Below are 19,618 nucleotides of genomic sequence, written 5' to 3'. Positions count from 1 at the left end.
ACGACCACCACGCGCAGCGGATCGGCGGCCTTCGGGTTCGCGAGGAGCCGGGTCACTTCCAGCCCGTCGAGTTTCGGCATGCGGATGTCGACCAGACACACGTCGGGGCGCAGCCTCCTGGCCAGGTCCACGCACTCCGCGCCGTCGGCCGCCTCGCCCACGACCTCGATGCCGGGCTGTGCCTGGAGGATCAACCGGAAGCCCGTGCGGACCATTTCCTGGTCGTCGGCTATCAGGCTCCAGCCGCCGTCCTCGGCCCGGCTCGCGTGGAGCGTGCCGCCGACGGCCTCGGCGCGTTCGGCCGGCCCGATGAGGCCGCGGCCGCCGCGCCCGCCCATGCCGGGGCCAGCCTCCACCACCCGCCGTCCCCTTCGAGTCCGGGGGTGGCGGCGACGCAGGCCACGTCTCTCCCCCCCAACAGCGCCATGAGCACCGCGAGCGGGGTGAGGGCGACGCCCGCCGGACGGCCTCGGCCGAAAGGACGACGCGGCGGCCGTGAACCGTTCGTACGGCCGAGGCCACGGGCCCCGCAGGAGGGGGAGGTTGGAGCACATGAACCACACCTCGTCCGCACCGGCCGCGCTGACCGGCATCGGGCTGTCCAAGTCCTTCGGGTCTACCCGCGCGCTCGATGGCATCGACATCACCGTGCGTCCCGATGGCGGTCAGGTGCTGCTGAACGTCGAGCGCATCGACCAACTGCGGCGAGTCGGACCGCAGCGAAGTGCGCCGTACCCGCTTCGGGTTCGTCTTCCGGTTCGGGCAGCTGCTGCACTCGACCGGACAACGGGGCAGGAGCGACGGGCGTTGTGCGGGGCCCGGCGGCCGTATCCCCGCGACGGTCTCGTCACCCGGTCATGCCGGCGCCCCTCAGACGGTCTTTCCGGGCGAGGCTGTCGCGTCGTCCTCCGTACCGCCTCCGACCCGCCGGTTGTCTCGCAGCGCGGCGCGGGTGAGGGTCGTCGCGGTCCGGACGAGGCTGGTGATGGCCTGCTCGGGGGCCAGCCCGTTCAGGTCGGTCAGGCTGAAGAGCGCCTCGGCGTTGACGACGACCGAGAGGTCACGCTTGAGCTGGTCCAGCACGGCGGGGGCGACGGCGCCGCTTTCGGCGGCGGGGGCCAGCGCGTGGTCGATCAGTCCGAAGCGCAGCCCCGGGCGGGCGGAGGCTTCCGCGGGCCGCACGATGGTGGCCGCGATCATCGCGCGGACCACGCCCTGGCGGCTCAGTATGTGGCGCAGCAGGGACTCGGTCGCGGCGGCCACGCGCTCCACCGGGTCGGTGGAGCCGGCGACCGGCCGCAGCGCCTCGGCGACTGTGGGCAGCTGCCCGGTGACGGCCTCGCGCAGCAGGCTGAGCAGGTCGGGGAAGTGGCGGTAGGCGGTGGCCTCGGAGACCAGGGCCGCCTTGGCCACCTCGGGCATGGTCACTTCGCGGCCGGTGCGGCTGAGCTCGGCCGCTGCCTGCACGATCGCGGTGCGGGTGCGCAGTTTCTGGTTGGCACGGCCCGCCGTGCTCTGTGTTCCCATCGGTCCACCTCTCGTCGTCCGCGCGGTTCGGACGGTTGGACTCCCATGAGGAGAGAAGCCGTGCAGAGCCCTTGAGGAGAGCACCACTCCTTCGTGAGGGCATACTCTCACGATGGAGCCTCCCGCGAACAAGGTATCCGTCGTCGACCTGGGTCCGGCCCGCATCCGCATCCTGGAGGGCGGCGCGACGACGGCGCACTGCATCCTGGGGGCGCCGCAGGGTCGGCACGCCGAGCATGACCAGGGTTTCCATGTCGTGTCCGGTACGGCCGTGTTCACCGAAGAGGATACGGTCCATGACGCCCTGGCCTGTGCCTTGGTCACGCTCAACACCTTCTGTGTGCAGTACTTCCGGGATCTGCGGGACATGCTCCCCCGGTCGACGACTTCAGCTGAGCACCCTCGGCGGTACCGCGACTCGCGGCACCGATCCCGAGGTTACCATTTGACGATAGTCCACTCTCTTAATGAGAGTTAACTTGCATGAAGCCGGAAGGCTGTCTATGTTTGTGCGAGTCAACTCTCACGAATGGGGATCAACGCTGTGAACGCTCGTACCACCACCACCTCCACCACGCGCACCGTCGATCTCGCCGACGGCCTGTCCGTCACGATCGACGAGTACGGTGCCAACACCGAAGGCACCGGCGTCCTGCTCCTGCACGGCGGGGCCGGCCCTCGCACGATGACCGGCCTGGCCGCGGCCCTGTCGGAACACGTCTACGCCGTCACCCCGACCCACCCCGGCTTCGACGGCACACCCCGCCCCGCCTGGTGCGACTCCGTCGCGGACCTGGCGGTGGCCTACCTCGATCTGCTGGACAGCCTGGACCTGACCGAGGTGATGGTGATCGGCAACTCGATCGGCGGGTGGATCGCCGCCGAGATGGCCCTGCGCGACACCAAGGGCCGCATCGGCGCCCTCACCCTCCTCAACGCCGTCGGCATCCACGCCAACATGCAGGTGAACCAGGTCATCGACCCGCGCACCCTGCCGCCCCAGGCGGTCACCAAGCTCTCCTTCGCCAACGCGGCCTTCCGTCCCGACTTCTCCACCTTCACCGACGAGCAGCGCGCCGCTGCGGCGGCCAACCAGCAGACCCTCGCCGTCTACGGCGGCCCCGGCTTCACCTACGACCCCAAGCTCCGCGGCCGGCTGCACCGCATCACCCTCCCGGTCCTGGTGGCCTGGGGCGAGGAGGACGGCATCGCCAACCCCGTCTACGGCCGCGGCTACGCCGAGTCCTTCCCCGACGGCCGTTTCGTGCCCATTCCCGACGCCGGGCACTTTCCGCAGATCGAACAGCTCGGAGCGACCCTCGATGCCATCGGGGACTTCGTCGACACCGTCGTCAAGCCGGACCTGGCCGACTGACCCCCGGTCAGTACGGGGCACCCGCCTGATCATGCGGGAGCCGCTCGCAGCGCTCCTGAAGAGTACGGTCACCGATGGGCAGCCGACCGCCGCGCGGACCGGCGTCGCCGAGGACGAAGCACCGCGTCCTCACCGGCCTACGAGACATCCTTCTGAACAGACCCTCAACACCTACGCCTCCAGGGCGGCTTCACCATGGGTGAGCCGGTGGCGGACTCCGACGCCTGTACCGGTCTGTGCGGTCGTCCTGGGCTGTCCGGGACGGGCCCGAGCCGGCCATGAGGAGCGGAAGACGGGGCAGCGGTGTGCCCGTCGCCACGCTCCTCGCCGACGCGGCGCTGACGGCAAGCACGACCGCGCACAACCCGTCCCGGTGGCGCCTGGCGCTCTGGGCGCCGTCCAGCGCTCGCTGCCGGTCGGCGCGATGAGTCCGCAGGTGGACCGGGGCCGCTGCGGCACTCTCACGGTGCGGTCGGCCTGTACCGATGGGCAGAGAACGCTGCCTTGTCGGCCTGCAAGGGCCACCGCCCCGGTCCGGTGTGGTGATCGGGCTGTTTGTATGCCAGCAGCGGTGTGGACCGGCAGGGGGAGCACCGTGGCCTCGGTGCGAAGGAGCGTTCCCGATGGACCTTGCGTGCGGTCACGACGCACAACCGTACCGGCTTCCTGTGTGCCGGCACCTTCGCGTCACGGGTGGCGATCAGTACTTGCGTTACACCGGGGCCGGTCTGCAGACCATGTATGTCTGTGAGGACTGCAGCGGTACCACGGCCACGGCCCAAGAGCGCGTCTGCGAGGAATGCGCGAGCGCGCTCCTCGGCGGCCTCCGGGGAGTGTGCGGGGCCCCGGAGATTCTCCAGCAACCGATGCCGCTGGACACGACGGTGAACAGATGGTCACTTCCGGTGAGTGCGGGCCGTGTGACCGACATGGCCGTGACGGCGCGGGGAGTGCTTCTGCTGACTGAGGGCGGTCGTATCCTGCGGTGGACTCCGGGGGAGCGGAGCGGCACCGAAGTCGGTCGTACCACCATCGCCCCGGTTGCGCACGGACACGCGCCCCGACAAGGAGATGAGACCTTCCGACTGCACGCCTCGGAGGACGGACTGTTCGCCGCTGTGGTGATCGATCACGGCCGGTACGGCGAAGTCATCGACCTGACCACGGGGCGCGTCACGCTCCCACTCCGCAACGACGGCTACTGCAGCACCACGGTTCCCTTCTCCTGCACCTTCACTCTCCACGAGCAGCGTTGCGTAGTGGTGTACCGGGACCGGTGGAACAGGCTTCGTGCGTGCGAGGCGGCGACCGGGCGGTCCTTGACCCAGATGCCGACGGACGACGAGGGCGCTCCATGGGTGTCTGTCTTTCACGGAGCCGCGCTGGCGAGCCCCGGAGGGTCGCGCATCGTCTCGGACGCATGGCACTGGCCGGGTTTCGGAAGCGTTCTGGTTTGGAACCTGGAAACGTGGCTCGGCAAGGGCGATGCCGCCTGGCCCGCGGCCGTCGGCTTCTCCCAGGTGGCCGGTGGCCGCGACCTCTGGAACCGGCCGCTCGTGTGGCTGGACGAGGACAGCCTCATTGTCGGCGGCATAGGCGGCAGTAGGCAGACCATGGTGGACGGCGCAACCGTCTACCGGTTTTCCCGGACGGACGCGCAGCAGCCGGAGATGACGTCGTTCGCCGGACCGCGAGGTCGCTTCTTCGTGGTGGACGGGCTGCTCTGCTCCGTTGGACATGCCGGCACGGATGTCTGGGACCCTCAGCGAGGTGCCCGAATCGCCGTGATCCCCGGTTTCCGTCCCACTCACCGCGGTCGCGGCGACGGAGAGCTGCTCCACCTCGACAGCGCCACTGCCACCGTACGTGGTTGGAGCATCCGGCGGACCGGTACAACGACGGCCGCGCGTCGTGCGCGGGCGACGAGTCTTCTCACGTGAGCGTAGACGAGTGACTCTCGAAAAGGCGTCCGGCAACGGTCTTGTCGGACTCGGGCCACTTCACCGCCACGATCCGTCCGGGTGGCTCGCGGAAGGAGTCGGTGCCGGTCTCGATTCGGGCAGCCGGATCCATCTGCCCTGCTCTCCGGCCGCGGCACCTCACTGGCACTCAGCGACCACACGGTGACCTTGGAACGCTACGCGCAACGTTGTTGCCCCTACGCCGAGCTCACCCCGAACGGCGTCACCGACGGGAGGAGGGTCCGCTCGCCGCCCTCGTGGGCCGCCGTCAGACGTACACCGGAGCTCAGGGCAGCGGAGCCGAGGAGGGCGGGACTCCAGGGACGTCGAACGTCATGGCATCGTCCTCCCGGCGTTCGTGGAAGTACGTGCGAAAGCGTGGCTCGACAGAGGTTTGTCCCAGAGGAGTCCATCGGAGAACCCGACCTGCTCGGGCGTGGAGATGCCGGTCGGGCGACACATCCGCCAGCAGGCTCTGCCGGTTCACATAAGCACGCGCGTGAAGTGGGCCGTGTTCCACGACTTCGATGGTCGCCTCGGTCGCCACCGGGCCCGGACGGTCCGATGCCGCAAGCCACACACGCACCGCGCGTACCCACGCGTGGAAACGGGACCGGATCTCGGGTGACCAGGCACTGACCCAGGAAATCGTCGACACGTCCGGACCGCTGCGCGCAGCGGTCCGGGCCAGCAGGGTGTCTGCGCCGCCCGCCAGCGCCAGTTCGAACAGCCCGGGTCCGCCGCTGAAAAAGTCGCGGTGTGCGCCCCAGGCCAGCCCCGGGGAACTTCCGCCCCTGCCGTCGCTGTGCAGCCAGCCGACGCGGGTGCGCGATGTTCCACCGTCGGGCAGACGATAGCGGGCGAACTGGAAGCACTGAATGAGTCGGGCTCGTTCAAAGGCGTTCAGGACGAGCGCACCCCAGTCGTCCGGTACCAGGACGTCGCTGTCGACCCACACTATGTGCGTGTAGTCCGGCGGGAGGAGGCCGGCCGACAGATTGATCAACCGCTCCTTGTGCCAGATGAACGGGCATGTGTCGTCCCAGAAGAGGACGCGAGGACCTGATGGCGCCGGACCTCCGGCTCCAGCCAGGAACACCTGTTCGATGATTCCGGCTCGCCGGAACGCCTGCAGGGACAGCGCCAGCTTGCCGAGGTGGCTGTGGTAGCCGACCGGGTTGAAATAGGGAATGACGAAAGCGACGCGATTCATGCTGTGCTGTCGGTCCTTTGTGTGCGTTCGCGCGGCAGGCCGGGGCGCAGCCGCAGGCCGGCTGTCCTGGCCAGGACCGCACCGATGCCGATCGCTGTGCCGGCGGTGACCAGACCACCGCACAGGAGGCCGAAGCGGGCGCCGTAGGTGTCGGTGATCCAGCCTGCCGCCGGGCCGCCGATCGGGGTGCCGCAGACGAAGACGATCATGAGCATGCTCATGACCCGGCCCCGCATCGCCGGGTCGGTGGCGATGTGGAGGCGCACGTTCACCGTGGTGTTGAAGGTAAGAGCGAACAGGCCCACCGGCGCCAGCAGCACGAGGAACACTCCACGGGAGGGTGACAGGGCGGCTGCCGCCTCCAGCAGCCCGAAGCCGGTCGCCGAGCCGATCAGCAGGCGCCGTCCGGTTGTACTCCGGCGTGCGGCGAGCAGGGCGCCGGTTACCGAGCCGACCGCCGTCGAGGTGTTGAACAGGCCGTATGCACTCGCGTCGCCATGGAACACGTCGTGAGCGAAGGCGGACAGCCAGATCGGCAGGTTGAGGCCGAACGTTCCGATGAAACCGACGAGTACCAGTGACCACCGCAGATCCGGACGCGCGGCGACATAGCTCAGGCCCTCCCGGAGCTGGCCCTTGCGCCGTGGCGCGAGTTCGATCGGATGAAGGTCGCGGGTGCGCATCAGCAGCAGTCCCGCAAGCGGTGCGAGAAAGGACAGGCCGTTGCAGAGGAAGGCCCAGCCTTCACCGAAGGCGCCGATCAGGGCACCGGCCAGGACCGGTCCGACCAGGCGGGCGACCTGGAAGGAGGCGGAGTTGAGGGAGACCGCGTTACGGATGTGGTCCCGACCGACCATTTCGACGACAAACGCCTGCCGGGCCGGGTTGTCGACCACGGTGGCCACTCCGAGCAGGAAGGCGATCACGTACACGTGCCAGAGCCGGACGTGACCGCTGAGCGTCAGCGCCGCCAGGGTCAGGGCCAGTACGGCCGTGGCCGTCTGGGTGCAGAGCAGTATCCGGCGCTTCGGGTAGCGGTCGGCGATGAGACCGCCGTACAGCCCGAGTGCTGCCATCGCCAGAAACTGGAGGGCGGTGGTGACACCGACCGCGAAGGACGAGCCGGTGATGTTCAACACCAGCCAGTCTTGGGCGATGCGAGACATCCAGGTGCCCGAGTTGGAGATCAACCCGCCCACGGCGAAGAGACGGTAGTTGGGCACACTGAGCGAGGTGAAAGCGGCCCGTCCCGAAAGTGAGGCAGGAGACGTCGAGGACACCGGGCACTCCGGAGAACGTGTTTTGGCTTAGAGGGCACAACTCTTCGTCTGCCGCGGACCATCAGCTCCGCGCACGTGACGGCCTGATGGCGGTGCGGATCCTGATGTCGCGCCGGCGAGCGGCACCGCCGCGGCCGGCTCGACAGCCGACTGGAACTCCTCCCACGGCGCCCCCTCCGGCCTCGCCACCACGGCCTTCTCGACCGTGTGGGCCGGAAGCAGTCTCCGGCGTCCGTCCTCGTTCAACCCGATGGGGACAGAACGCAACCGGGTGGTACGGAGTGCGCGGACGACCGCCAGCGCCGAGGCGGCGGACACCGTTATCGGAATATCTGCCCGACTTTCCACATGATTCCTTTCTTGGCGCACCACACCCGTGAGACGCGGCACTCTGGAAAAGTAATGACCACGTGGGCGACATCGGAGTGATTCAGTCAGGCTTGCACTTTTGGGCAGGCAGAACCGTCCGTGTGTATCACGGGCTCTGGTTCCTCGGGGTGATTCCACAAATCAGGGCGCAGCTTTGAAAGAATGCAGGTCACGGTGGCATACGGAGACCGTCGTGCGTGAGGCGGTCGCGGTGCGGCTGCGCGCTCCGGAAAGAAGGGCAATCCTGACAGGAAGGAAGGGCAGAATCACGTCAATGCTTCATGAAAGCATGATGAGTTGAAGAGACCTGTGCGACGATGCCTTGTCCGCCTGTTGCTGCGGAGATGTCGACACGTCGTAAACGGAGTTTTCCATGCAGAAGGTCATCGACTACATCGAAGAACATCGGAAAACGTACGAGAGCCATGAATTTTTCACTCGCCTGCTCGCCGACGAGTCGCTCCCCGGAGAAAGGCGTCTGGCGTGGGGGCCCAGCGTGGTTCCCTTCATCATGGGCTACTCCGACCTGAACAAGTACGTCTTTCGCAAAGACGAAGGCAATGCCCGGCCCGATCAGCTGCAGACCCTTCTGAACGCGCACACGTACGAAGAGGACTTCCACTGGCAGTGGATGCTGACCGACCTGGAGAAGCTGGGGGCCGACAGCAGCATGCCTCTGTCGGACGCCACGCGGGTCCTGTGGAGCGCGGACTTCAGCCACTCTCGACGTCTCTGCCTGGAACTGGCCGCGCTCGCCGCGGGCGCCCCCACGTACGCCGTTTTCGCGATGGTCGAGTCCATCGAGGCCGTCTCGCTCACGATCTTCACCCACTGTCGGGGAATCGCCCTGCGGGACGGTCGTGAGTGTGAGTTTTTCGGCACCAAGCACTACATGGCGGAGGCGTCGCACAGCATAAAGTCGCCCGAGGTGGAAGAGAAAAGCCTGCCGTCCCTCGACGACGCACAGCGCGAGGAAGCCAAGCGGGTTGTGGACCGCACGTTCTCGCTCTTCGACAACTGGTCCGCCTCGCTCCTGCGGTTCGCTCTCGAAAGCGGTGACCATGAGCGCACCTACGAGAGGGTGATCCAGGAGAGCAAGGACCTGCTGCCGGAAGCCGAGGCGGTGGCTGCTGCCGCCTTCTAGCCTCGATCGTCGCAGGTCAACTGCAGGGTCCCGGGGAGAGTCACGCGTGCCCGGTTGAGTAGGTGACGCCGTGTCAGCCATGGGCGCAAGGCGAGTACGGCCCTTTGCGATCACGGGGTTCTCTACGCTCCACGATCTGCAAGGTTGCCGTGCTCGCTGTTTCGTCATCGCCCACGCCCTTCGCCCCGGACACGGCGCCCTTGCTCCCCTCGCCGACAGGGACGCTCGTGTCCTCGGCTGTCCCTGCGATCCGTTCACCGGCCGCTTCGCGGCTCCCGGCGAGCGGACCTTGCAGGACGTTTTCGGCAAGGTGGAAGCCGCCGCGCTCATCCAGGCCGACTGTGCCCGACTGACGGCCCTGACGCCCTCATCTCCTCGCGCCACGGCACCGGACGGTGTCCGTGAGCGGGAACAACGGCGTGCGCATCGGGCCGCCGCGCCGACGGCAGCCGCGTCGAACAACGCCACGCCCACAACCTGCCGTCGATCAAGAATGACCAGCCCAAACCCTCGGGCTGTCCGCTGAGGTTGGCGGCGGTTTCGAAACCGGCCGGCGGCAGGGAGACCACGGCGGCAGGGAGACCACGTTGGAGATCAGTTCACGGGTCGACAGGCCGTCTCCCGGGTCGTGTGCCGCGATCAGCGCGGTGGCCGCCTCGTGCAGCAGCGCCGCCACCCAACTCGGCGTGACCGCCATCCACGCACCGTCGCCCACCACTTACAGCCGAGTACCCACGTTCTCCCGAGCGACCGAATGGCCATTCAGGTCGCGCTCGACCGGGATGCTTCCGCGAGGTTGTGTTACGAGCTTTTGGAGCAGACGCTCTCGGTTCTGCGCCGGTGAAACCGTGCGCTCACGGCATCGAATAGAGAAATCAACATCGGCCTGACCGGTCACGGCAAGCAGTTGTGGCAGGGAGAGGTTCATCACGTTGAGTAGGGCGAGAGTCTGCTGGCACGTTCCCCGCCACCGGTTCCGTCGCTCGGTCTGCTGGTAGGCCGTGGCTTCCATCTCGATAAGCGCGGCTAATCTCTCCGCGGTGAACTGACGAGACAGACGCAGTTCGGCCAGACTGTGTGGTTCGTAGAATCCCATCAATTCGGCGGTTCGACACCACAGCACATCTGCCAGAGCGAAGAGCTGAATTTCGGTGGGCCGCAGAATACCCATCTCCCAGGCCTCGACGAGCTCCGAGTGAACTGCTGTCCCGAGCAGGCCCAGATGTTGTGCCACCTGGGCGTGTGACAAGCCGAGGCGCAGACGTGCGGCCGACGCGAAAGCCGTCGAATATGGAGGTGAGTTCACTGGTTGTTCGCCTCATGCAGTAGCTACGTTGTGGCGGCTGGGACACCCAAGAACACGGGGGATGGCTCAAGGATGTCTCAATAAATAAGAATAGGTCATCTCTTGCGAACCTTTCTGATCGACTACCGTTGATGGGATGGAAAGGCAAGGTCTTGTCCCATCCGTTCGGTCGCCTCACCTCACCTTTCGGGAGTGCGGGGCCGCCCTGCGTCGGGCGACCGTCGACCTGGTGAGTGCGGAGTCCAGCCGCCTGTTCTCGTCCGGGGTGAGTGAACTTCTTATCCTGATGTTCTTCGACCAGCCGTTCAAAAGGGCGTGCGAGCCTCCAAGCCGCTGCGAGTAGGACCACATGCTTTCTCCGACCGAATTATCCCTCCAGGTGCTTGCCCAATGCAGAAGGTGCTTGATCTTCTGTTCTTGGCTGTAACGTGTCAGATTCATCGATGGTGCCTCTTGCGACTTCTTCAGCGCTGTGACGTTGCGGAACTGGTTCGTTGTCGTGGGGGAGGCGTCACGCTCCTCAGTCGGCCCAGTTCTGCTTGATGAACTCGGCCGCGGCATCCAGGGCTTGACCGGCCTCGTCAAGGAGAGCGGCGAAGCCCTGGAAGACGTGTGGCACCTGAGGCCACACCTGGAGCTGGACGGGTACGTCGTGGCCGGCGGCGCGGCCGGCGAGCCGTATGGCGTCGTCGAGCAGGATCTCGTGCGAGCCGACCTGGACGAGCAGCGGGGGCAGACCGCTGAGGTCGGCGAAGATCGGACTCGCCAGCGGCAGGGCGTGGTCGTGATCCCCGAGGTAGTCACGGGCCCTGATGCGCAGTGCCTCGGCGGTGAGCGCCGGATCGAGCTCGGCCTTTCCGGTCGCGCTGGCGCCGGACACGGTCAGATCCACCCAGGGTGAGAAGACCGCGGCCCCGGCGGGCTGGGGCAGGTCGGTGTCCTTGAGTGCGACGAGGGTCGCGGCGACGAGGCCGCCGCCGGCCGACTCGCCCACGAACGCGATCCGCCCGCTGGGTACGCCCTCGGCGAGCAGCGCGCGATAGGCGGACACCGCGTCGTCGATGGCCGTGGGGAACGGGTGCTCGGGGGCCAGCCGGTAGTCGACCGAGATGGCCCGGGCCCCGACCCGCCGGGACACGTCGGCGGCCAGGCCCGCCGAGTCGAGCGCCGATCCGAGGGCGTACGCCCCGCCGTGGAAGTAGAGGACTGCGGCCGACGGGTCGAGACCCGGGGTCTCCACGGTCACCACGGGTACCCCACCGAGCTCGCCCCGCTGTGCCGATACGTCGTCGGGCAGGGGTACGGAGGAGATCATCTCGTGGAAGATCTTGCGCTGCTCGATTATCTCGCCGCCGACGTCGAGCGGTGCGTGGCGCAGGAGCTCGTCCAGGGCCTGACGCTGCTGCTGGGTCATGACGGTGCCTTTCCGGCTTCGGGCAGATCTTGGTGAGGAGCTGAGGAGTTGATGGACCGAACCGGTGGAACGGTCCCGGGGGCAGGCGTCACGAGGCGTGACCTATGCGACGGATCCGTCAGTGGGTGTCAGCGCGACCACCGGGATGATCCGTTCGGTCTTGCTCTGGTAGCCGGCGAAGCCGGGGTAGCGGCGTGCCTGCTCGGCGAAGGCTTCGTCGCGCTCGTCTCCCTGCAGCACGACGGCGTGCACGGAACGGATCGCGTCTCCCACCTCGATCTGGACATCGGGGTGGGCGAGCAGGTTGTAGTACCAGTCGGGGTTTCGGTCGGACCCGGCCTTGGAGGCGAAGACGAGGTAGCGTCCCTGGTCCGGCAGGTACATCATCGGATTGATACGGGGGGTGCCGGACCGGGCGCCCACCGTGTGCAGCAGGAGCAGCGGCGCCCCGTCGAAGCCTCCGCCGACCTGCCCGTGACGGGCGCGGAACTCCGCGATGATGCGTGCGTTGAACGAACTCGTGTCGACCATCATTCACTCCGTTTCGGATGTGTGGGGGTGGTGCGGGGAGCCGTGGCCGATCGATACGGCGGTGGGAATCGGCCGACCGGCTCAGCGCGCCGGAATGAGCAGGACCTTGCCGCGGATCCGTCCGGCGGCACTGAGTTCGTGCACCGACTCCGCCGCCGAGAGGGGGTAACTGGCGCTGACGTCGATGCTGAGCTCCCCGGCGTCGACCATCTTGGCCAGCTTCTCGAGCTGCCCGGCATCGGTCCGCAACTGCATGCCGACGGCTCGTACCCCGCGGTCCGCGTCGCCCACGGCGGGTGTCGCCGTCGTGACGACCACTCCACCGTCCCGGACGAGCCCGGTCAGGGCGGCCATCTCGGATTCGGTCACCATCGCCAGATTGAGCACCGCCTCGACGGGCTCGGTGAGTGCGTCGGCCGGGCCGGCCGACGTGTAGTCGATGATCTGGTCGGCGCCCTGGGCGCGGACGGTGCCGGCGCTGCGCGGGGCGGCGGTCGCGATGACGAACGCCCCGGCCCGTTTGGCCAACTGCACCGCGAATCCCCCGACGCCGCCGCCCGCACCGTTGATCAGCACCCGCTGCCCGGCGCGCAGGTCGGCGTGCTCCATTAGCGCCTGCCATGCCGTCTGGGCCGCGGCGGGCAGTGCGGCCGCGTGCGTGAGCGGGGTGGTCGTGGGCGCCGGGGCGAGGATCTCGGACGCGACGGTGACGAACTCAGCGGCGGCTCCGTCGGGGACCATCGGCAGGAACCCGATCACCTTCTCGCCGACCGACCAGCGCGTCACGCCCGCACCGAGAGCCGCTACGGTCCCGGCCACGTCGATGCCCGGGATGTGCGGCAGGGACACCGGGAAGATCTGCTGCAGGTAGCCCGCGCGGATGGCGGCGTCGACCGGGTTGAACGAGGTCGCCGCCACCTCGACGAGTACCTCGCCCTCGGCCGGCTCGGGCCGTTCGGCGTCCTCGTAGCGCAGTGCGCCCGGGTCGCCGTACTCGTGGAATCGAATCGCCTTCATCGGTAACCTCCACTCTGGTTGTGCTTCGAATTCGAAGCATGCCGCCATCGTACGTCTGCTTCGAATTCGCAGCAAGTAGACTGATCGGCATGCCGGACGCCGCCCCTCTCGAACCCCAGCAGCTGGCCGCCTACTTCGCTCTGATGGAAGTCGGCAGCCTGCTCCAGCACGCCGTGGACCAGCAGCTTCGAGAGGAGGGCGGACTGAGCTACACCCAGTTCCAGATCCTCGCCGTGCTCGGAGAGAGCGCCGAGGGGCGAGAACGGATGACCGACATCGCCGACCGGCTCGTGCACAGCCGCAGCGGACTGACCTACCAGGTGGGCCAGTTGGCTGACGCGGAACTGGTGGTCAAGGCGCCTTCGCCGGAGGACGAGCGCAGCGTCATCGTCTCCCTCACTCCGGCGGGCCGCGCTCTGCTCGACCGGGTCATGACCGGTCACGTCCAGGTCGTGCGCCGGCATCTGCTGGAGCCTTTGACCGACGACGACGTCACCAGACTCGGTGAAGTCCTCGACAGTGTCCGCCGGCACATGCGCACCGTTCCGCCCCGCTCCGCGGCATCGCGCCGCAGGCGGCCCTGAACGCTCCGCTGGAGGTGGCGGGCCGTGGCCGACCGGGGCCCGCGCCCGCAGGGCCGAGCGAGCCGGCCGAGGCCCGTGGTTCGCGTGCGGAGCGGCCCGGTCAGCGTGGCGGGCCCATGATGACGTTGCCGTACTTGTCGGCGACGCCGGGGTCGGGCCTGACCTCGAAGCCGGGCGGACGAGGCGTGGACTTGTCGCGGCCGGTCTCCCGGAACATCCCTTCGATGCCGGCCGGGGTGTTGATCATCAGCAGGTCGGCTTTCCTGGACGTGATGCGGTATCCGTGCGGGACCTGCTTGGGCAGGAAGACCACACCCCCCTCGGCGAGCTCGTACTCCTGGTCGTCGCACCACACCAGGGCCGTGCCCTTGAGCAGCAGGAAGACCTCGTCCTCGCGAGTGTGCTTGTGATACGGCGGCGCTTCTCCCTCGGCGACGTCGAATCGGCCGATCATGAGCTGGCCGTCGGTGGCCTGGCCGTCGAGCAGCATCGCCAGTGTGCCGCCGTCGAGCCATTCGAGTTGCTGCTGCTGTTCGGGCTGCGCGAGATAGACCATGCTCACGGGAGACTCCTTTCAGGTGAGGGAAATCGGGTCAGGGGAATCAGGTGCGGGGACGTTCGTGCAGGCGAAGTGTCGAAGGGTGCCCGCGATCGTGGTGGTAGGTGTCGGTGCCGACCTTCGTTCCGTAGAAGTGGGTCATCGGCGCGTCGGTGATCAGGGAGTCCTGGTTGGTCAGTTCGAGCCGGATCCGGTCGCCCGCGCGGGCGAGGAAGGACATCGGCAGGAGCTCCACCCGTAGCTCGTAGATTTCGCCGGGCACCAGCGGCTCCACCGACGTGTGCTGATGGAACGGGCGCATGTCGGAAGTCAGTTCGGGATTCTCCGCGCGGTGCGACGCGCGCAGCCATCCCTGGGAGACCTTGACGGGCAGCCCGGCGTCGGGCTCGGCGGACACCAGCGAGACCTTGACGAAGACATCGATGTCCGTCTGGTCGCTAGAGGCGTACAGCGTCAGCACACCGTGGCCGGTGAACTCCCGGTCCCGGTCCATCGGCGGCGAGGTGAACGTGTTGACGCGCGCGACGTGGTCGGGCACGCCGTGCTTGTCGAAGACGGTGACACCGGCCATCCACTGGGGATCCGGGTACGACCACGACGTCGAGTCCTGCTCGGAGTCCGGTTCGGCCTCGGTCAGCGACCCGTTGTTGAGCGAGGTGACGGCGTCGCTGTGTGTCCCGGTGAGGTGGAAGGTCGTCGGCGTGGCGTCCGGTGGCGGCCAGGATGCGGCTGACCTGTACGTGTTCTCGCCGTTGACGTAGAAGCGCGCTGCCGGCTGCTTCATCACGTCGTTCTCGATGCCCTTGAGGTGATGGTCGTACCAGGGGAGCAGCTCGTCGCGGTGGAACTGCTCGTCGAAGTAGTACATCTGCGCTTCGGCGAAGCTGGACGGATGAGCGACCAGGAGCTTCTTCGGTCCCCGGACCCGCTCGAAGCCGTAGAAGTTGCCGCGCAGATGCAACGCCGCCTTGCCCCACACACCGATGGAGAACACCGGGATGTCGACGGACGGCAGCTCCCAGAACGGCGACCTGCGGCGTTGCCACTCGTCGTCGAGTGGGTGCGAGAGGACGTCGTAGATGTACTCGTGTTTGTCGCCGACGTGGAAGTCGATGCCTCTGAGCTCGTGCTGGTAGAGCACCGATCCGAACAGCCAGGTGTTGAGGAACCCCTGGATCGGGATTCCGCCGTGGTACATCCAGTCGCGGTACATGTCCGTCGCGCCGTCGTAGGCCACGATCGTCTTCAGGTGCGGCGGACGGGTGCGCGCCGCGTTCCACTGGCTCCAGCAGTAGTGCGACATACCGATCATGCCGACCGAGCCTGTGCTCCACGGCTGGACGGCAACGTGCTCGATCATGTCGTGGATGGCCTCACCCTCACCGCGTGAGACCGGGTCCCAGGTTCCCTCGGAGCGGCCGGTGCCGGGCAGGTCCATCGCGACATAGGCATAGCCGTTGTCGAGGTACAGCTGGATCGGACCGTATTCAATGAACGGAAAGACGGGGTTGGGCGGGAGGTGGCGCAGCGCCTTCTGGTACGGAGAGGCCCCCAGCACGATCGGGTAGCGGCCGTCGCCGGACGAGGGGAGGTACACATCGGCCCGCAGCAGGTTTCCGGTGCGGCTCCGGACCTCGACTTCGAAGGGCGTCACATTGACGTCGACCATAGGGGCTCCATCCGTTCTTGATGACTGTGGATCAGTACTCGGTGGACCGGTGCACGGAACTGCCGCCATCGGCGTGCCGGACTTGTTCCGGGACCAGGGCCGGGCAGCGGACCTGACGGACCGGCAGGAGGTGGACAGGTGGCCCAGCGGGACCATCGAGGCCTGGCTCGCCTTCTCCCACCTGCGGTCTGCGCAGGAGCAGGGTGTCGAACGCCCCCGAACCGTGGTAGGTGAGCGTTACCGTCGGGCTCGTGTCCACGGTGTGCGCCGCCCATTCCACTCTCGGGTCCCGTTCGGTGAAGTCGGGAAACGCCGACCGCCGCGGCGCGGGCATGGCCTGGGGCGTGTACGGGACGGTTGCCGGGGCAGACACTCGCGTACGGCGGTGCCTGCCGCGCTGTTCCGTGGTCTGCTGTACACCGTTCGTCACCACCACCGTGACGCCGACGATGATCAGCACGAGCCCGGGCAGGGTCGCGGGCTTGATGCCCTGCCCCATGAACCACCACGCCGCGAGCGCGGCCACGGGGGTCTCCAGCAGGAGCAGGACGCTCATGACCGTCGCCGAGGTCCTGCCGAGGGCGAAGTTCAGCGAGCCGAGACCCAGGATCTGTGGAAGGACGAGTAGCCCCAGCAGCGACAGCTGGGTGGATCTGTCGAAGCCCGTCAACGGGATGTGGGCCAGCAGGCAGACGACGAGGAGTTCCATGCCGCACACCAGCGAGGTGAAGGTCGAATAGAGGGGTGTGCTCACATCCGCGCGCGACCGCTCGCTCAGCGCGGTGTACCCGGCCTGGGCAACGGCTCCGACGAGGGCGAGCAGGTCGCCCAGTAGCGCTGTACCACCGGACCTGATGTCGAGGCCGCCGGCCGCAGCCGCTCCCGCCACGGACAGTGCGAGACCCATCCACGCTCGGCGGGGCAGCCAGGCACCCTGCGCCGCGGCGATGAGAGCCTGCCATAGCGGCTGGGTGGCGACGAGCGCTGTGGACATGGCGACGGAAGTCAACCGGGTGCTGGTCATGAAGGCCGCGAAGTGGAGGGCGAGCGTGGTGGCGGCGAGGAAACCGAAGACCAGCGGCCACCACTGCTCCCGGCGCAGGAGGCCGCGCTCGCCCCGCGTGACGCGCACCACTTCCCGGCGGCGCAGTACAAGGAGGAACGGTCCGAGCACGGCGAAGCCGAGGCAGTTGCGCCAGAAGGCCATGGCGAGAGGTGAGGCGGAGGCGGCGGCGGTGAGCGGGGCGGTGGCTGAGACGGCGACCACGGTGACCGCCATGGCGGCCATGGACAGCGGATCGAGCCTGGACTTCACGCGTGCGTCCCGCCGTCCGCGTTGTGCGGGACGAAGGACGGACGGCCCTCGATGTCGTCCCGTGTGAAACACACAGGCGGGACGGGGCCGTTCGCGTGTCGGTCCCGCGTTCCCTTCCTCTCCGTCTGGCCACGTAGGTCAGGTCGTGCCTCGTCACACACATGCGCGCATTGCGTCGCGGTCGTGCGCATCGGCACACCCGCGGAACCCGCCGACCGGCGTCCGGGAGCTGAAGGGCAGCATGCGCAGGTATGGGCCGGGATGGGATCGGTCCTGCTGAACAAGGCCAAGGAACAGCCGGGTGTATGTCCCGTATTGATCACTGGGTACGCGGTTTCTGTGCTGTGGGGAGTGGGGCAGCTCAGAGCCCCGACGGATCGGCAGCGATGCCGGGGCCGGTCGGCGACACAGGGGCGCAGCCACACCATGTTCACGTTCCACGAGGTCGTGCAGCGCAAGCCCAGTGCATCGGCCGGTACCGGAATGGGGCAAGCGTCAGCCGCAGAGGTGGTTCGGCTGGACAACCATCTTTGCCCGTCAAAACCTGAGGTTTCTCGCCAGAAGCGGAGGACATTGACAGGGGGACAGCTGGTTCGCTCGGGAGGAACCGACCGGTTCTGACCCGGGGAAGCAATTGCTGGAGCTGCTTGTGTCGGCGGTACGGCTATTACGCACTGCCGAGCCGGCCTGGCGGAACGGGGAGACAGGCTCCGAGTCCGGCAGGACCGGCGCCCGGGTGAAGGTCTGGTGTTCCGTCCCCAACAGCCCCTAGGATGCGGGCACTTCGTGCATATGCGCACGTCCGGGGGGAAGCCGGTGGGAGTCCGGCGCTGACCTGCAACCGTGTACGGCCCATGAGCGGCCGTGAGTCGGGATGCCCGGCGTGTGCAGCGATCCGCTTCTCGCTGTCATGGTCTACAGGAGGGCTCAGCCTTGCGCCGCACATCCGCACCCCGCACCCGCACCCTGGTCACCGCGACCGTCCTCGGTCTCGCGCTCGCCGCGTCCGCTCCGGCGGTCGCGCAGGCCCAGAGCGCGCTGGACACGAACGCTCCCGTCAGAGTGACGCTCACCGTGCAGGGCCCGGACGGGCTTCTCTTCAAGGGGAAGATCAGAACCCGCGGGCACGACGTCACCACCGCCACCGGCGGCACGCACCACTGCGACGGCACCAACGGCGCCGCCAATCCCTCGGCCGTGCCGACGCCGACGGCCGCCCTCGACGACGCCGCCCACAAACGGCACTTCACCTGGGACGGGACCTGGTACGCGTCGTTCGACGACTACTCCGTCGACACCATCAAGGGCGTCAACGGTGGCGGGACCGCCTACTGGAACATCTCCGTCAACGGCACCTCGACCCCCGTCGGCGGCTGCCAGTTCAAGCTGAACGCCGGTGACAAGGTGGCGTTCACCTGGACCGCGTTCTGAGCGCAGCGACTCACAAGGGGCGGGCCTCGGACGCCGTGACCGGCTCCCCGGCCCGCACCCCGTGCAGGACGTGGGCCAGCACCTCGGCCCCACGCACCACCCGTGGCCCCGGGCGGTTGAAGTAGGACGGCCCGTCCAGCACCCAGACCCGGCCGGACCGTACGGCCGGCAGGTCGTCCCACCCTGGCAGGGCGGTCAGCAACTCGGCTTCCCGCAGAGTCCGTTCGGGCGGGAAGCCGCACGGCAGGATCAGGACGGCATCCGGCCGGGCGGCCCGCACCGCCTCCCAGGTCATGGGTTTCGTGTGCTCGCCGGGGGCGGCGAGGAGCGGGATCCCGCCGGCGGCCGTGAGCTGCTCCGGCACCCAGTGGCCGGCCGGCCACAGCGGGTCGAGCCACTCGATCGCCACCACCCGGGGTCGGTCCCGGTCGGCGACGGACGCGCGGACGCGGTCGAGTCGTGCGCGCAGTTCGGCTCTGCGCCGCTCCGCCCGCTCCCGCACGCCGAGCAGTTCGCCCACCGTGACCAGGCAGTCCAGGACGTCGTCGAGCGTGCGCGGTTCCAGGCTCAGGACGCGGGTGTCCGCGTCGAGCAGGCGGACGGTCCGGCTGACCTTCTCGTACGAGACCGCGCACACGTCGCACAGGTCCTGGGTGAGGATCACATCGGGGCGCAGGGCAGCCAGCGCCTCGGTGTCCAGGGTGTACAGAGACGACCCGGAGTGCGCCGAGCCGCCGACCGCGTCGGAGATCTCCCGGCTGGTGAGCCGGTCCTGATCGAGGTCGGCCCCGGTCACCACCGGTACCGACGCGATCTCGTCCGGCGGCCAGTCGCACTCGTGGGTACGGCCGACCAGCCGCGCGGACAGTCCGAGTTCGGCGACGATGTCGGTCGCGGCGGGCAGCAGGGAGACGATGCGCATC

The 19,618-nt window shown here is 68.0% G+C and carries 17 protein-coding genes and 1 riboswitch; of the genes, 5 read left to right on the top strand and 12 right to left on the bottom strand.

The genetic code is table 11. The annotated features are described in order from the left end of the window. Together AB0D74_RS41475 and AB0D74_RS41470 are read right to left on the bottom strand one after the other, a co-directional pair. Nucleotides 1-356, bottom strand: a 356-nt coding sequence (locus AB0D74_RS41475) for a response regulator (RefSeq protein WP_362599050.1), incomplete at its 3' end; no start/stop codon positions are given. 514 nt (nucleotides 357-870) lie between these two features. Beyond that, nucleotides 871-1,527 (bottom strand): TetR/AcrR family transcriptional regulator, encoded by a 657-nt coding sequence (locus AB0D74_RS41470; protein ID WP_362599048.1) that lies wholly within the window; start codon nucleotides 1,525-1,527, stop codon nucleotides 871-873. 544 nt (nucleotides 1,528-2,071) lie between these two features. Here AB0D74_RS41470 and AB0D74_RS41465 point away from each other — a divergent pair. Both AB0D74_RS41465 and AB0D74_RS41460 read left to right on the top strand, forming a co-directional pair. Continuing rightward, on the top strand, nucleotides 2,072-2,902 hold the full coding sequence (locus tag AB0D74_RS41465) for an alpha/beta hydrolase (protein WP_362599047.1): 831 nt from the start codon (nucleotides 2,072-2,074) through the stop codon (nucleotides 2,900-2,902). Nucleotides 2,903-3,822: 920 nt separating this feature from the next. After that, on the top strand, nucleotides 3,823-4,842 hold the full coding sequence (locus AB0D74_RS41460; protein WP_362599045.1) for a hypothetical protein: 1,020 nt from the start codon (nucleotides 3,823-3,825) through the stop codon (nucleotides 4,840-4,842). 307 nt (nucleotides 4,843-5,149) lie between these two features. On the opposite strand, the gene AB0D74_RS41455 is transcribed toward AB0D74_RS41460, so the two are convergent. Together AB0D74_RS41455 and AB0D74_RS41450 are read right to left on the bottom strand one after the other, a co-directional pair. Then, a complete protein-coding gene (locus AB0D74_RS41455; RefSeq protein ID WP_362599043.1) occupies nucleotides 5,150-6,076 on the bottom strand; it encodes a hypothetical protein in 927 nt (308 codons plus the stop codon). Then, nucleotides 6,073-7,356 (bottom strand): MFS transporter, encoded by a 1,284-nt coding sequence (locus AB0D74_RS41450; RefSeq protein ID WP_362599041.1) that lies wholly within the window; start codon nucleotides 7,354-7,356, stop codon nucleotides 6,073-6,075. Before AB0D74_RS41450 ends, AB0D74_RS41455 begins: the two co-directional genes overlap by 4 nt. A 742-nt stretch (nucleotides 7,357-8,098) precedes the next feature. Here AB0D74_RS41450 and AB0D74_RS41445 point away from each other — a divergent pair. Next, complete coding sequence (locus AB0D74_RS41445) at nucleotides 8,099-8,869, top strand: hypothetical protein (protein ID WP_362599040.1); 771 nt, start codon at nucleotides 8,099-8,101, stop codon at nucleotides 8,867-8,869. Nucleotides 8,870-9,587: 718 nt separating this feature from the next. On the opposite strand, the gene AB0D74_RS41440 is transcribed toward AB0D74_RS41445, so the two are convergent. The 4 genes from AB0D74_RS41440 to AB0D74_RS41425 all read right to left on the bottom strand — a co-directional run bounded on the left by AB0D74_RS41440 (nucleotide 9,588) and on the right by AB0D74_RS41425 (nucleotide 13,137). Beyond that, entirely contained in the window at nucleotides 9,588-10,103 is a 516-nt protein-coding gene (locus AB0D74_RS41440; RefSeq protein ID WP_362599038.1) for an XRE family transcriptional regulator, read from the bottom strand. Between the two features lie 592 nt (nucleotides 10,104-10,695). Further along, complete coding sequence (locus AB0D74_RS41435) at nucleotides 10,696-11,589, bottom strand: alpha/beta hydrolase (RefSeq protein ID WP_362599036.1); 894 nt, start codon at nucleotides 11,587-11,589, stop codon at nucleotides 10,696-10,698. A gap of 102 nt (nucleotides 11,590-11,691) precedes the next feature. Next, nucleotides 11,692-12,123 (bottom strand): nitroreductase family deazaflavin-dependent oxidoreductase, encoded by a 432-nt coding sequence (locus AB0D74_RS41430; RefSeq protein WP_362599034.1) that lies wholly within the window; start codon nucleotides 12,121-12,123, stop codon nucleotides 11,692-11,694. 78 nt (nucleotides 12,124-12,201) lie between these two features. Continuing rightward, a complete protein-coding gene (locus AB0D74_RS41425) occupies nucleotides 12,202-13,137 on the bottom strand; it encodes an NADP-dependent oxidoreductase (RefSeq protein WP_362599032.1) in 936 nt (311 codons plus the stop codon). Between the two features lie 89 nt (nucleotides 13,138-13,226). Between AB0D74_RS41425 and AB0D74_RS41420 the strand changes: the two genes are divergently transcribed. Continuing rightward, complete coding sequence (locus AB0D74_RS41420) at nucleotides 13,227-13,721, top strand: MarR family transcriptional regulator (RefSeq protein WP_362599030.1); 495 nt, start codon at nucleotides 13,227-13,229, stop codon at nucleotides 13,719-13,721. A gap of 100 nt (nucleotides 13,722-13,821) precedes the next feature. Here the strand turns inward: AB0D74_RS41420 and AB0D74_RS41415 are convergent, their stop codons facing one another. Genes AB0D74_RS41415 through AB0D74_RS41405 form a run of 3 tightly spaced genes read right to left on the bottom strand, consistent with a single transcriptional unit; the run spans nucleotide 13,822 to nucleotide 17,264 of the window. After that, nucleotides 13,822-14,277: a cupin domain-containing protein gene (locus AB0D74_RS41415; RefSeq protein WP_362599054.1), complete on the bottom strand. Its 456-nt coding sequence runs from the start codon at nucleotides 14,275-14,277 to the stop codon at nucleotides 13,822-13,824. A 46-nt stretch (nucleotides 14,278-14,323) separates the two neighbouring features. Further along, nucleotides 14,324-15,949 (bottom strand): CocE/NonD family hydrolase, encoded by a 1,626-nt coding sequence (locus tag AB0D74_RS41410; protein ID WP_362599029.1) that lies wholly within the window; start codon nucleotides 15,947-15,949, stop codon nucleotides 14,324-14,326. A 31-nt stretch (nucleotides 15,950-15,980) separates the two neighbouring features. After that, entirely contained in the window at nucleotides 15,981-17,264 is a 1,284-nt protein-coding gene (locus AB0D74_RS41405) for a DMT family transporter (protein ID WP_362599027.1), read from the bottom strand. A 763-nt stretch (nucleotides 17,265-18,027) separates the two neighbouring features. After that, a riboswitch (cobalamin riboswitch) is annotated at nucleotides 18,028-18,165 on the top strand. 32 nt (nucleotides 18,166-18,197) lie between these two features. Here AB0D74_RS41405 and AB0D74_RS41400 point away from each other — a divergent pair. Then, nucleotides 18,198-18,695, top strand: coding sequence for a DUF4430 domain-containing protein (locus tag AB0D74_RS41400; RefSeq protein WP_362599025.1), 498 nt, complete (start codon nucleotides 18,198-18,200; stop codon nucleotides 18,693-18,695). A 10-nt stretch (nucleotides 18,696-18,705) separates the two neighbouring features. Here AB0D74_RS41400 and AB0D74_RS41395 read toward each other — a convergent pair whose 3' ends face one another. Then, entirely contained in the window at nucleotides 18,706-19,617 is a 912-nt protein-coding gene (locus AB0D74_RS41395) for a cobalamin-binding protein (RefSeq protein ID WP_362599023.1), read from the bottom strand. Nucleotide 19,618: the final 1 nt, after the last annotated feature.

It is taken from the genome of Streptomyces sp. NPDC048278, assembly GCF_040652195.1.
Lineage (GTDB): Bacteria > Actinomycetota > Actinomycetes > Streptomycetales > Streptomycetaceae > Streptomyces.
This window is presented reverse-complemented; position numbering and strand designations above follow the sequence as displayed.

Excerpts from the sequence above, each read along its gene's own strand:
- AB0D74_RS41470 (WP_362599048.1), bottom strand. The coding sequence starts at position 1,527 with ATGGGAACACAGAGCACGGCGGGCCGTGCCAACCAGAAACTGCGCACC.
- AB0D74_RS41455 (WP_362599043.1), bottom strand. The coding sequence starts at position 6,076 with ATGAATCGCGTCGCTTTCGTCATTCCCTATTTCAACCCGGTCGGCTAC.
- AB0D74_RS41445 (WP_362599040.1), top strand. The coding sequence starts at position 8,099 with ATGCAGAAGGTCATCGACTACATCGAAGAACATCGGAAAACGTACGAG.
- AB0D74_RS41435 (WP_362599036.1), bottom strand. The coding sequence starts at position 11,589 with ATGACCCAGCAGCAGCGTCAGGCCCTGGACGAGCTCCTGCGCCACGCA.
- AB0D74_RS41430 (WP_362599034.1), bottom strand. The coding sequence starts at position 12,123 with ATGATGGTCGACACGAGTTCGTTCAACGCACGCATCATCGCGGAGTTC.
- AB0D74_RS41425 (WP_362599032.1), bottom strand. The coding sequence starts at position 13,137 with ATGAAGGCGATTCGATTCCACGAGTACGGCGACCCGGGCGCACTGCGC.
- AB0D74_RS41420 (WP_362599030.1), top strand. The coding sequence starts at position 13,227 with ATGCCGGACGCCGCCCCTCTCGAACCCCAGCAGCTGGCCGCCTACTTC.
- AB0D74_RS41415 (WP_362599054.1), bottom strand. The coding sequence starts at position 14,277 with ATGGTCTATCTCGCGCAGCCCGAACAGCAGCAGCAACTCGAATGGCTC.
- AB0D74_RS41410 (WP_362599029.1), bottom strand. The coding sequence starts at position 15,949 with ATGGTCGACGTCAATGTGACGCCCTTCGAAGTCGAGGTCCGGAGCCGC.
- AB0D74_RS41395 (WP_362599023.1), bottom strand. The coding sequence starts at position 19,617 with ATGCGCATCGTCTCCCTGCTGCCCGCCGCGACCGACATCGTCGCCGAA.